Origin of the sequence: Limosilactobacillus kribbianus (assembly GCF_026413145.1) — a bacterium.
Taxonomy (GTDB): Bacteria; Bacillota; Bacilli; order Lactobacillales; family Lactobacillaceae; genus Limosilactobacillus; species Limosilactobacillus kribbianus.
In genome coordinates this window covers 1-10840 of sequence record NZ_JAOVYZ010000058.1, presented here as the reverse complement: position 1 = coordinate 10840, position 10840 = coordinate 1, and the positions used below count along the sequence as shown (strand labels likewise).

Here is a 10840-nt window from a genome sequence, read left to right as displayed (position 1 = left end):
GTGTGGTGATGATGGCTTGAAGGATACACCTGTTCCCATGCCGAACACAGCAGTTAAGCTTCAACACGCCGAAAGTAGTTGGGGGATCGCTCCCTGCGAGGATAGGACGTTGCCACGCATTATGGAGGATTAGCTCAGTTGGGAGAGCGTCTGCCTTACAAGCAGAGGGTCACAGGTTCGAGTCCTGTATCCTCCATTGGGCTTTGAAAGCTCATGAGCCGTTAGCTCAGTTGGTAGAGCATCTGACTTTTAATCAGAGGGTCGTGGGTTCGATCCCCACACGGCTCATTGCCAAACAGCTATCGGTTTGGTATAATAAGTGTGTTGTCCATGCCGACTTAGCTCAGTTGGCAGAGCATCTGTCTTGTAAACAGGGGGTCGGAGGTTCGAATCCTCTAGTCGGCACTTAATATGCGGAAGTAGTTCAGTGGTAGAACATCACCTTGCCATGGTGGGGGTCGCGGGTTCGAATCCCGTCTTCCGCTTTGCCAATTCTATAATGCCGGGGTGGCGGAATTGGCAGACGCACGGGACTTAAAATCCCGCGGTTAGTGATAACCGTACCGGTTCGATCCCGGTCCTCGGCACTTATGCACCCATAGCGCAATTGGATAGAGTGTCTGACTACGAATCAGAAGGTTGAAGGTTCGACTCCTTCTGGGTGCACTTTTTCGGGAAATAGCTCAGCTTGGTAGAGCACCTGGTTTGGGACCAGGGGGTCGCAGGTTCGAATCCTGTTTTCCCGATTTACTAATAATAATTTAGTAACATTTTATTTTCGCGGTGTAGCTCAGCTGGCTAGAGCGTCCGGTTCATACCCGGGAGGTCGAGGGTTCGATCCCCCCCGCCGCGATTTAACCTGGCTGTTTTGGACCTTTAGCTCAGTTGGTTAGAGCAAGCGGCTCATAACCGCCCGGTCGTAGGTTCGAGTCCTACAAGGTCCATTAAGCAATTATTGGTGAATTAAACTTTATGGAGGATTACCCAAGTGGCTGAAGGGGGCGGTCTTGAAAACCGCTAGGCCGTGAGAGCGACGCGAGGGTTCGAATCCCTCATCCTCCTTCTTATTATCGCGGGGTAGAGCAGTCTGGTAGCTCGTCGGGCTCATAACCCGGAGGTCGTTGGTTCAAACCCAGCCCCCGCAATTTTTTGGTCCGTTGGTCTAGTTGGTTTAGGACGCATCCCTGTCACGGATGAGATCACGAGTTCGAGTCTCGTACGGACCGTTGTTGGCTCGGTAGCTCAGTTGGTAGAGCAAGGGATTGAAGCTCCCTGTGTCGGCGGTTCGATTCCGTCCCGCGCCATTAATTGAATAGAATGCGGGTATAGTTTAGTGGTAAAACCACAGCCTTCCAAGCTGTTGTCGCGAGTTCGATTCTCGTTACCCGCTTTATGGGCCTATAGCTCAGCTGGTTTAGAGCGCACGCCTGATAAGCGTGAGGTCGATGGTTCAAGTCCATTTAGGCCCATTATGGAGAATTACTCAAGTGGCTGAAGAGGCGCCCCTGCTAAGGGTGTAGGTCGGGAAACCGGCGCGAGAGTTCGAATCTCTCATTCTCCGTTTTATGACCCGTTAGTCAAGTGGTTAAGACACCAGCCTTTCACGCTGGTATCGTGGGTTCAAATCCCGCACGGGTCACTTTTATTATCGCGGGGTAGAGCAGTCTGGTAGCTCGTCGGGCTCATAACCCGGAGGTCGTTGGTTCAAATCCAGCCCCCGCAATTTTGGTCCGTTGGTCTAGTTGGTTTAGGACGCATCCCTGTCACGGATGAGATCACGAGTTCGAGTCTCGTACGGACCGTTATTGGCAGATGATTTATTCATCTGCTTTTTTGTTTCTAAAAAACCGTCAAGAAAAAGTTCTTGGCGGTTTTAGATTAATCAATTGTTTAGGCAATTGGCCGGTAAATTTCGTCATAATAATAGTTGTCAGAACCGACCGTCATAAAATTATTGAGATCCTTGAAAGCAGCGCTCTCACGCCAAGCAGTCAGGTCCTCAAAGTCATTCCAGGTGCTCAGCAGGATTAGAGTCGAGCTTTCGTTCCGGTTAGCAACGGATGTCATCAGGAAGCTGTTAGCAATTGCTGGTGAATCACTAACGATCTTGTCCAGGGTATTATAAAGCAATTGTTGCCGGTCGCCGTTGACCTGAAATGACTGGTAATAAAGAATGCCATTGTAGTTGTCGTTGAGTGATTCGTTCAAAACAGTTAAGGCAACTGGAGTCTTGAAAATGCTGTCCTTGCCGGAAAAATCAAATAATGCCAGCTTGTTGCTATGGGTAGAAGCTTGCATGAGTTTGAACTGCCGATCAGGATTCTTGTCGATAATGTCTTTCAAGATTTGGCGTGAACCAAAGGTAAAACTGATTTTAGTTAACACAGGTAATCCCTCCTCATAATAGAATGTCCCTTCATTCCTATTATAATACAGTTCCTTCGAAAAAATACACAAGTCAGCATAAATAGTTTAATAATCCACTTACAAAAAGTTAACGAAATTGGTCTGAGCCCCTTTTATCACCTGCTAAAAAATTGTATAATATATAGTGTATTGATGAATGTTGTTGTGAACGAAACCAAAGGAGGCTTTTTATTTAATGGTCACACTTTATACGTCTCCAAGTTGTACCTCTTGCCGAAAAGCACGTGCTTGGCTGCAAGAACACAACATTCCATTCAAGGAACGGAACATTTTCTCTGATCCGTTATCGCTTGATGAAATTAAAAACATTTTACGAATGACCGAAGATGGGACCGAGGACATTATCTCCAAGCGGTCCAAGGCTTACAAGCAGCTCCACGTTGACTTAAACGAGCTGCCGATGAAGAAGCTGTACGAATTGATCAGTGCTAATCCTGGTCTCTTACGGCGGCCGATCATCATGGATGATAAGCGGCTCCAGGTCGGTTATAACGAAGATGAAATTCGACGGTTCCTGCCACGGAAAGTCCGGGCTTACGAACTGGCGGAGGCACAACGTAAAGCAGATTTAATCTAATTGTTTGGGGAAGCAAGAAAGCTTCTCCTTTTTTCTTTACTTTTAAGTGAAAGGTTTTAGAATAGTAATTAAGGCTTTATTTAGAGCGGATCGAGGGGGTGCTGCCGATGGAAATGGAACACATCAATAAAAACACGATTCGCGTATTAATTAATAATGACGACCTCAGTGCGCGGGGAATTACGATTCTCGATCTTCTGGGCAATCATCAACAGATTGAGGATTTCTTTTATAGCATTCTACGCGAGGTCGACACCGATCATCAGTTCCAAAATAATGATTCGGTGACTTTTCAGGTCATGCCAACTACAAATGGCTTGGAACTTTTCATTAGCAAGAATGATCCAGATGTCCCGGATGGTGGACAAACGGCTAATAATGAGCAGATTGCCCAGTACATTAAGCAAAACATAGCTGCTCAACAAACCGCTGCTCAGTCGCCGCTGGAAGGGAGCAAACAAGCTGAACCAATGATCACCAATGATCACCAATCACAAAATGCTGAACCACACCAGCCCGCAACTTGGCGGGTGGTGATCTTTGACGAGTTCGAAGACCTGATCGACTTTGCTCGAATCGCGGAGGATGACGACGTGGTGAGTGAGCTTTACAAATATCAGAACAAGTACTACTTGGCGATGAAGTACTACCAGCCGGTGGATAATGATAGCCAGGTGAAAGATAGTCTTGCTCTGGCCTATGAGTATGGTAGTCCAACGCTCACGACGCCGATGTATCTGAGCGAGCATGGCAAGAAATTGATGGCGGTTTCGGCTCTCCATACGATTCGCCATTACTTCAACTAAAATCAATCATGGTAAAGCAGCAATGCTTTGCCGTTTTTTTTCGTGCAAAATGGCATTTTTTCCGTATTTAAATAATAGGAGGGATTGTCATGTTAGTTGCACAAGGGGAAAATGGCTTGATCTTAGCAGCCGATGCTCTAGTCAAAAAAACGTACTATTGCCCAGCCTGTCGGGAACCCGTCATTTTACGCCGGGGGCGGTGCAAGATTGCTCACTTTGCCCATCATTCCGGCAGTCACTGCCGCCTGGGTGAAGGGGAGACCCCGGAGCATTTATTAGGCAAGACGCAGCTGCAAGCCTGGGCTCAGCAGCGCGGCTATCGACCACGCTTGGAAGTTTATTTACCAGCAATTGCCCAACGGCCTGACCTGCTATTGATGGTGGGAAAACAACAAGTGGCTCTGGAGTTTCAGTGCAGCCCACTTAGTCTGCGACGATTGCGCGAGCGCAACGCTGGCTATCACCAGTTGGGAATTTCGGTTCGCTGGCTGCTGGGAGCACCTTACCGGCGAAAACTGCATCGAGAAAAGGTGGCACAATTTACCCAGCTGGTCGGCGGGGGCCCAGCCCTGCTCTTTTGGAACACCGCTGCTGGACGGCTGGAGATGAACCGGCGCTTTGCTCAGTGCTCCCTAATCGGTTCTCAGCATCATTGCCGGGAGGAGATCGTCCGCCACCAGATGAATCGCCTGCTTCGGCTGCAGTACCAGCATCCATCACCACTGGTTCAGCTGGTGGCTTGTCGTCCACCGCTTCGGCCGTTAGTGACCTGTCCGCTGGTCTGCCATGATCTGACGCCAAGTTGGCCGTTGCTGACGATGCCACCAATTTTATGGCGGATTGCCGTCGTCAAAGCCCTGATGCGTTTGCCACCGTTTTATTTCTGGACCTCTTCAGGTTGGTATGAATGGCTGCAGCAGGTTGCTCCACCGGACTGGCTTGCTTATGGCTGCTTGGATGCCCGTCAGTTCCATCGTCAGTTCTTGCGGGATTTTACCAGAGAGCTCGTCGCCGGCGGGATTTTAGCCGTGACCGGCGAAGGCTGGGTTTTGTTGGCCCGCCCGATCTGGTTTACCAGCCCGGCGGAGAAGCTGGCGACCATCTGCCGGGGTGGGCTTTCGTCGCGTTTTGCATTAAAATAGAGCAAAAGGGGATGAGTATCTATGGAACACACCTGTACAACATTTTTAGCTGGCAAGAAGGCAACGATTGATGGCTCAACCATTGTCTGCCGGGAAGAGGACTACGGCAATGCTTTTGATCCGCAACGTTTCGTCTTCGTTCAGCCGGCTGACCAGCCGCGTCACTATGAGAGCAAGACGACGGACTTTCAAATTGATCTGCCAGATAATCCGGTGGGCTATACCTCAACACCCGATGCCGACAGCTCGGCCGGAGTCTTTGCGGCTGGTGGAATTAACCGGCACAACGTTTCAATGACCGGAACCGAAACGATCACTACTAACTCCCGAATTCTCGGTTTAGATCCATACAATGATGAGAGCGGAATCGGCGAGGAGGACTTTGTAACCCTGGTCTTGCCGTACATCAAGACGGCACGCGAAGGGGTGGAACGGCTCGGGGCCCTGCTGGAGAAGTATGGGACCTACGAGGCCAATGCCGTCTCCTTTGGCGATGCCGACGAGGTTTGGTACCTAGAGACAATCGGTGGTCACCACTGGGCAGCCGTCCGGATTCCTGACGACGCCTATGTGGTCGCCCCCAACCGCCTAAACATTGCGGACTTTGATTTTGCTTCCACGGACACAATGTGCGATGCGGGTCTACAGGCTTTCATTGATGATCACCAGTTGAATCCGTCCCTGGATGGTCGTTATAACCTGCGTGAGATCTGCGGCAGCCAGACGGTGACTGACACCCGCTACAATAATCCGCGGGCCTGGTACGTCCAGCAGCAATTGAGTGGGGACAGTGGCCACCAGCCGACCGACCAGGACCTGCCATTCATCTGTCACGCTCGGCATAAATTGACGATTGAAAAAATCAAGGATTTGATGTCTTCGCACTTCCAAAACACCGCCTTCGATCCTTATGAGCAGGCGACTGGCCACGGACCTTACCGGTCGATTGCCCTTAATCGGAATCTGGAGCTGCACATTCTCCAGATTCGCAACGGGGTCGCACCCGAAGTCGCCGCCGTTCACTGGCTAGCCTTTGGACCCAACGCTTTCAATACGGTGGTACCGTTTTTTGCGAACGTCAACGACACGCCAGCTCGTTGGCGGGACACGACGACCAAGTACTCGGTCGATCAGATGTACTGGCTTTCCCATACGATTGCCGCCATCGGGGATCAGCACTATGACGCCGCCCGCGGAAAAGTTGAACACTTCGCCCAGCAGGTGGTAGCAACCGGCCGGCACCTCCAGTCGGTCGCCGATCAGGAAGTCAGCAGTCACCAGGACGTCGCCGCTTACCTGACTGGGATCAACCAGCAGATGGCTGACGACGCCTATCAAGAGGCCGAGACCCTATTGGGGGACCTGGTTAAGATTGCCTTTGGTACGGCCAAGCTGCAATTCTAATTCAAGTTAAAATAAAACGCCAGCGCAATGCTGACGTTTTATTTTTGGATAATTTTTAATGCCGGCCGGTGAAACTGGGCTGCAAACTGCTTGGCGCTCTGGCCCTTGTCCAGCCGCTTTTGTTCGTACATCTGGATCAAAGTTTCATAGTCAAAATGCGGAATTAAAAAGCCATAGTCGGTCTGATCGGTATCAAACACGACTGCCGTGGCCGTTTCGCTGACTCCCAGCTCCGCGGCGACCTGCTGGTCCTGACGAAAGGCGTCGTGGGCTAGCCTGGACTTTCGATCTTCAAGAAACATTTCCAGATCCAGGTTAGAGTTTGTGGCAGCTTTTTTTACCAGTTCGAGTGAGTAATTGACATCATTTCGAATGATGGCGTTTTGCAAATGGAGCAGGTAGCGCCGGCCCCGCTTGCGTCCCTGGAAGAGGGCCGCCTTGTAGTCGAGGATTACCTGCAGGATGGTATCGGCGACCTGCTGGCGAGCCTTTAGACTGTGGGAATCAAAGTCGTACAGGCGCAGTGTGTCGTCGATTGTGTTCATGTTGAATAGCGGAACGAACTGGTAGTTAATTTTGGTATTCAATTCTCGATCAACCCTTAAAACGTCATTTTCACAGCGGAAACAACGCATCCCAACGGGGTTAACAAATAAATGAATCTCAAGCATTAATTGCTCCTCCGATCAGTTTGAAAATCAAACTCATTTTGTAAACAGTATTATTGTGACAAAAATCCCGGGACTTGTAAAGTAAACCGCTTTGGCGACGACCAGCAGATTAAAGTATGCTAAAATAATATGCAGATTTAACAGGAGGCTTCAATAATGATTGAAAATTGGCAGCATTTTCTATTGCCATATCAACAGGCCGTCAACGAGTTAAAAGTCAAGCTGCGGGGGATGCGCAAGCAATATCAGGAGCAGGGTGAACACTCACCGATCGAATTTGTCACCGGTCGGGTCAAGCCCGTCGATAGCATTAAGGAAAAGATGGTTCGCCGCCACGTGCAGGAGGACCGGCTGGAACAGGACATGCAAGATATTGCCGGACTGCGGATCATGTGCCAGTTTGTCGAGGATATTTACGTTGTGGTTGACCAATTGCGGCAACGCAGTGATATGACGATTTTGGAGGAACGGGATTACGTCACCAACGTCAAGCCGAGTGGTTACCGGTCCTACCACATTGTGATCGAATATCCGGTTCAATTGGTGACGGGGGAGAAGAAGATCCTGGCCGAAATTCAAATTCGGACCCTGGCGATGAACTTTTGGGCAACGATTGAACACTCACTAAACTACAAGTACCAGGGTGCCTTTCCCCAGGAGCTGTCAGCTCGGTTGCAGCGGGCTGCTGAGGCGGCCTTTAAGTTGGATAATGAGATGTCAGAAATTAGGGAAGAGATTAAGGAAGCCCAAACGCTGTTCTCACAACGCACGCCAACGAGCCTGCCGACCGACTCCCACCATGAAGACCACACGAATGAGGAAGATTGAAAATGAAAGTAGCAATTTATAATAACGAAACAGCGGAATCCCAGCGGGTCACCAAGCTGCTCAAGGCGGAGATGGATAAGGCTGGGTTGGTCTATGATTCGAAACAGCCAGAGGTCGTGATCACCATTGGTGGTGACGGAACGCTTTTGTCGGCCTTTCACCATTACCAAGCCCAGCTGGATAAGATCCGCTTCGTCGGCATTCACACTGGCCACCTTGGCTTTTACACCGACTGGCGAAACTTCGAAATCGACGATCTGGTTGACAGCCTGGTCAAGGACAGTGGCCAGTCCGTTTCCTACCCGCTGCTCGATATGAAGGCGGTCTATTCGGATGGCACCACCGACCACTTCATCGCCCTTAACGAATCGACTATTCGCAACATCACTAAGACGATGGTCTGCGATGTTTACATCAATAATCAGCTTTTTGAAAACTTCCGGGGGGATGGCCTCTGCATCTCTACGCCGACCGGCTCAACGGCTTACAACAAGTCCGTCGGCGGGGCAATCATGGATCCACATAGTATCGGCTTTCAATTAGCAGAAATGGCTTCGCTGAACAACCGGGTTTTCCGGACCCTGGGTTCACCAATCATCTTTGGTGCGGATACCAAGCTAATGCTCCGGTTGCGCGACGTCAACGGCCACGTGATGACCTGTGACCGCGATCAGTTGATGCTGAAGAATAAGCCGGGACAGCGCTACCTGATGGAGCTAGCCTACCAGGTTTCTAAGCAGCGGATCTACTTTGCCCGCTACCGGCACAACAACTTCTGGAACCGGGTCAAGGATTCATTCATCGGGGAGACCAAGTGATGGAGTTTACCTGGACCTATCAAAAGGACGTGCCCCGCAAACTCCGGTCGGCCCTGCGAATGGAAGGGGTGACCAGTACCCTGATGAAGGTGGCAATCTACCACGGTGGTAAGATGCTGATCAACGGTGAAGAGAAGTGGGCAGTCGACATGGTTCAGCCGGGTGACCGCTTCAGCCTAGTTCTACCGGCTGAAGCGGGGAATCCCGCCGTCGAGGCCTACCCGGCGCCAATCACGATCGTCTACGAGGACCGGGACTTCCTGGTGCTCAACAAGCCGGCCGGGGTGGCAACAGTCCCGGCGCATAACGTCGATGTAGCCGATAGCTTGGTCAACCGCGTTAAGTACTATTACCAGCAGCGGGGTTATGAGAACCAGGTCATTCACGTGGCGACGCGGCTGGACAAGGACACCAGCGGCCTGGTCGTCTTTCCCAAGCACCGCTTTGCCCATGCCGTCCTCGACCGCCAGCTCAAGCACCATGAGGTCAAGAAAAACTATCTGGCATTGGTGACCGGCCAGGTACAGGCCAACCACGGCTATATTGATGCTCCCATCCAGCGGGATCCCGAATCGTTTGTCCAGCGGATGGTCGGCTCTGCCGGCAAGGCGTCGGTGACCGAGTACTGGACTCAGTGGACGAGTTTACGGGCGTCGCTGGTGCGGGTCCGTCTCCACACCGGGCGAACTCATCAGATTCGGGTTCACTTTGCCTATCTGAATCACCCATTGCTCGGGGATGATATGTATGGTCAAGTCTCACCGGTGATTGCCCGTCAGGCCCTGCACTGCTACTGGCTGCAATTTTATAGTCCGTTCAAGCAGGAGAACATTACCCTGGAGGCGCCAGTGCCCGATGATTTCTTGGCAGCAATTGAACAACTGAAGTAGAAAAACGCCTAGGATGGCTTGATTGATCCTAGGCGTTTTTGTGGTTGTTTTTAATTGTTAAGTTACTTCCACAGCTGAACGCAAACCGGCTCTGGGCAGGCAACGTCCTTTTGGAGCATGGTCAGCTTGCCAGTGGCGCTGTCCCGCTTGTAGAGGGTCAGGTTGTCACTGTTCTGGTTGGAGGCCAGCAGGTAGGCGTCGTCGTGGCTGAGGTTGAAGTCCCGTGGGAAGTCGCCCTCAGTGGAGATCGACTGGATGTGCTTGACGGTGAAGTCCGGTTGAACCGCGAAGACGGCGATCGTGTTCTCGCCCCGGTTGGAGGTGTAGATGAACTTGCCGTCACGGGAGAAGCGGATGGCAGCAGCACCGTTGTGGGCAGTCCAGTCGGCCGGAATGGTCTTGATCGTCTGGACGTGGGTGAAGCTGGCGTCGGCGGCGTTGTACTTCAGGACCTCGAGCTTGCTGCTGAGTTCGCCCAGCACGTAAGCGTACTTGCAATTCGGGTGGAAGGCAATGTGACGAGTGCCGAAGCCGTCCTCGCACTTGTAGCGGGAAACGGCGGTCAGCTTGCCGTCAGCGGAGACGTCGTAGACCACCAGCAGGTCCATCCCCAGGTCGCAGACGACGAGGCGCTTGTCCGGCGTCAGGTCGGCGTAGTGAACGTGCGGTGCTTCCTGTTCCGGTCGCGGACCGGTAGCACCCTGATGGGTTACGGAGTCCGTCTGGGTCAGGGTCCCGTCGGCGTTGATCTTGAAGACGTCAACCTTGGCCGTGTGGTAGTTGGCACTGTAGAGCAACTGGCGGTCACGATCCAAGCCAACGTATGCCGGTGGGGCACCTGCTGCCAGGACCTTGGAGAGCATCTTGGCGTTGCCGTCCTTCAGTGAGTAGGAGGCCACGCCGCCCTGGTCGTCGATCTGCTTGATGGCAAAGACGAGGTCATCATCACCAACCTGCAGGTAGGCCGGCTTCTGTGATGGGATTGCCAGCTTGACGTCGGTCAGCTTGCCGGCCGAATCGTCCAGGGTGACGGCATAGACACCCTTGCTATCCTTTTTCGTATACGTTCCAATTAGAAATTTCTCTTCCACTATGGAATCCCCCTTTGAAAATGCTTACTTATATAATAGCAAAATTCTCGTTGTGGTAAACTATAAAAGGCAGATTGTAAAATTTAAGTTGAACATTTAAGTGGACAGAAAAACCCATCAAGGTCTTTAATGGTGTTACCGTACAATCCATTAGAAAGAAGGACCTTGATGAGCACCACTATTTTA

General features: G+C 51.4%; 10 protein-coding genes, 19 tRNA genes and 1 rRNA gene. 27 read left to right on the top strand and 3 right to left on the bottom strand.

Annotation, left to right across the window (positions count from 1 at the left end):
* Position 1 precedes the first annotated feature (1 nt).
* From rrf to OCT58_RS09235, 20 genes are all read left to right on the top strand, one after another.
* Positions 2-118, top strand: a 5S ribosomal RNA gene (gene rrf, locus OCT58_RS09330).
* 5 nt (positions 119-123) lie between these two features.
* Positions 124-196, top strand: a tRNA-Val gene (locus OCT58_RS09325).
* A 19-nt stretch (positions 197-215) separates the two neighbouring features.
* Positions 216-288, top strand: a tRNA-Lys gene (locus tag OCT58_RS09320).
* 44 nt (positions 289-332) lie between these two features.
* Positions 333-405, top strand: a tRNA-Thr gene (locus OCT58_RS09315).
* A gap of 8 nt (positions 406-413) precedes the next feature.
* Positions 414-485, top strand: a tRNA-Gly gene (locus OCT58_RS09310).
* 16 nt (positions 486-501) lie between these two features.
* Positions 502-587, top strand: a tRNA-Leu gene (locus OCT58_RS09305).
* Positions 588-592: 5 nt separating this feature from the next.
* Positions 593-666: transfer RNA gene (locus tag OCT58_RS09300), tRNA-Arg, on the top strand.
* A gap of 6 nt (positions 667-672) precedes the next feature.
* Positions 673-746 (top strand) — tRNA-Pro (locus tag OCT58_RS09295).
* A 33-nt stretch (positions 747-779) separates the two neighbouring features.
* Positions 780-853, top strand: a tRNA-Met gene (locus OCT58_RS09290).
* Positions 854-870: 17 nt separating this feature from the next.
* Positions 871-944, top strand: a tRNA-Ile gene (locus OCT58_RS09285).
* Positions 945-974: 30 nt separating this feature from the next.
* Positions 975-1062: transfer RNA gene (locus OCT58_RS09280), tRNA-Ser, on the top strand.
* Positions 1063-1071: 9 nt separating this feature from the next.
* Positions 1072-1145: transfer RNA gene (locus OCT58_RS09275), tRNA-Met, on the top strand.
* A 6-nt stretch (positions 1146-1151) separates the two neighbouring features.
* A tRNA-Asp gene (locus tag OCT58_RS09270) sits at positions 1152-1226 on the top strand.
* 5 nt (positions 1227-1231) lie between these two features.
* Positions 1232-1304: transfer RNA gene (locus OCT58_RS09265), tRNA-Phe, on the top strand.
* 15 nt (positions 1305-1319) lie between these two features.
* Positions 1320-1390: transfer RNA gene (locus OCT58_RS09260), tRNA-Gly, on the top strand.
* A gap of 4 nt (positions 1391-1394) precedes the next feature.
* Positions 1395-1469 (top strand) — tRNA-Ile (locus tag OCT58_RS09255).
* A gap of 4 nt (positions 1470-1473) precedes the next feature.
* Positions 1474-1561: transfer RNA gene (locus tag OCT58_RS09250), tRNA-Ser, on the top strand.
* Positions 1562-1567: 6 nt separating this feature from the next.
* Positions 1568-1639, top strand: a tRNA-Glu gene (locus tag OCT58_RS09245).
* Between the two features lie 10 nt (positions 1640-1649).
* Positions 1650-1723, top strand: a tRNA-Met gene (locus OCT58_RS09240).
* A gap of 4 nt (positions 1724-1727) precedes the next feature.
* Positions 1728-1802: transfer RNA gene (locus OCT58_RS09235), tRNA-Asp, on the top strand.
* Between the two features lie 88 nt (positions 1803-1890).
* On the opposite strand, the gene OCT58_RS09230 is transcribed toward OCT58_RS09235, so the two are convergent.
* Positions 1891-2385, bottom strand: a complete 495-nt coding sequence (locus tag OCT58_RS09230) for an antibiotic biosynthesis monooxygenase family protein (protein ID WP_267202571.1) — start codon at positions 2383-2385, stop codon at positions 1891-1893.
* A 217-nt stretch (positions 2386-2602) separates the two neighbouring features.
* Here OCT58_RS09230 and spxA point away from each other — a divergent pair, with 217 nt between their 5' ends.
* The 4 genes from spxA (at position 2603) to OCT58_RS09210 (ending at position 6356) form a co-directional block, all read left to right on the top strand.
* Entirely contained in the window at positions 2603-3004 is a 402-nt protein-coding gene (gene spxA / locus OCT58_RS09225; RefSeq protein WP_267202570.1) for a transcriptional regulator SpxA, read from the top strand.
* Positions 3005-3111: 107 nt separating this feature from the next.
* Positions 3112-3810, top strand: coding sequence for an adaptor protein MecA (locus OCT58_RS09220; RefSeq protein WP_267202569.1), 699 nt, complete (start codon positions 3112-3114; stop codon positions 3808-3810).
* Between the two features lie 89 nt (positions 3811-3899).
* Positions 3900-4952 carry a competence protein CoiA gene (locus OCT58_RS09215; RefSeq protein WP_267202568.1) on the top strand — a complete coding sequence of 351 codons (1053 nt, stop codon included), beginning with the start codon at positions 3900-3902 and terminating at the stop codon, positions 4950-4952.
* Between the two features lie 21 nt (positions 4953-4973).
* The gene (locus OCT58_RS09210) at positions 4974-6356 is read left to right on the top strand and encodes a C69 family dipeptidase (RefSeq protein ID WP_267202567.1); all 1383 of its coding nucleotides are present in this window, start codon (positions 4974-4976) and stop codon (positions 6354-6356) included.
* 38 nt (positions 6357-6394) lie between these two features.
* Here the strand turns inward: OCT58_RS09210 and OCT58_RS09205 are convergent, their stop codons facing one another.
* Positions 6395-7027 (bottom strand): DsbA family protein, encoded by a 633-nt coding sequence (locus OCT58_RS09205; RefSeq protein ID WP_267202566.1) that lies wholly within the window; start codon positions 7025-7027, stop codon positions 6395-6397.
* A gap of 156 nt (positions 7028-7183) precedes the next feature.
* Here OCT58_RS09205 and yjbM point away from each other — a divergent pair, with 156 nt between their 5' ends.
* From yjbM to OCT58_RS09190, 3 genes are read left to right on the top strand one after another with little or no spacing between them, the layout of a single operon-like run.
* Positions 7184-7855 carry a GTP diphosphokinase gene (gene yjbM / locus OCT58_RS09200; protein ID WP_267202565.1) on the top strand — a complete coding sequence of 224 codons (672 nt, stop codon included), beginning with the start codon at positions 7184-7186 and terminating at the stop codon, positions 7853-7855.
* Positions 7856-7857: 2 nt separating this feature from the next.
* Positions 7858-8673 (top strand): NAD kinase, encoded by an 816-nt coding sequence (locus OCT58_RS09195; RefSeq protein WP_267202564.1) that lies wholly within the window; start codon positions 7858-7860, stop codon positions 8671-8673.
* A complete protein-coding gene (locus tag OCT58_RS09190) occupies positions 8673-9563 on the top strand; it encodes an RluA family pseudouridine synthase (protein WP_267202563.1) in 891 nt (296 codons plus the stop codon). The genes OCT58_RS09195 and OCT58_RS09190 overlap by 1 nt, the downstream gene beginning before the upstream one ends.
* A gap of 62 nt (positions 9564-9625) precedes the next feature.
* Here the strand turns inward: OCT58_RS09190 and OCT58_RS09185 are convergent, their stop codons facing one another.
* The gene (locus OCT58_RS09185; RefSeq protein ID WP_267202562.1) at positions 9626-10654 is read right to left on the bottom strand and encodes a lactonase family protein; all 1029 of its coding nucleotides are present in this window, start codon (positions 10652-10654) and stop codon (positions 9626-9628) included.
* Positions 10655-10840 lie beyond the last annotated feature (186 nt).

Excerpts from the sequence above, each read along its gene's own strand:
- spxA (WP_267202570.1), top strand. The coding sequence starts at position 2,603 with ATGGTCACACTTTATACGTCTCCAAGTTGTACCTCTTGCCGAAAAGCA.
- OCT58_RS09220 (WP_267202569.1), top strand. The coding sequence starts at position 3,112 with ATGGAAATGGAACACATCAATAAAAACACGATTCGCGTATTAATTAAT.
- OCT58_RS09215 (WP_267202568.1), top strand. The coding sequence starts at position 3,900 with ATGTTAGTTGCACAAGGGGAAAATGGCTTGATCTTAGCAGCCGATGCT.
- OCT58_RS09210 (WP_267202567.1), top strand. The coding sequence starts at position 4,974 with ATGGAACACACCTGTACAACATTTTTAGCTGGCAAGAAGGCAACGATT.
- OCT58_RS09205 (WP_267202566.1), bottom strand. The coding sequence starts at position 7,027 with ATGCTTGAGATTCATTTATTTGTTAACCCCGTTGGGATGCGTTGTTTC.
- yjbM (WP_267202565.1), top strand. The coding sequence starts at position 7,184 with ATGATTGAAAATTGGCAGCATTTTCTATTGCCATATCAACAGGCCGTC.
- OCT58_RS09195 (WP_267202564.1), top strand. The coding sequence starts at position 7,858 with ATGAAAGTAGCAATTTATAATAACGAAACAGCGGAATCCCAGCGGGTC.
- OCT58_RS09190 (WP_267202563.1), top strand. The coding sequence starts at position 8,673 with ATGGAGTTTACCTGGACCTATCAAAAGGACGTGCCCCGCAAACTCCGG.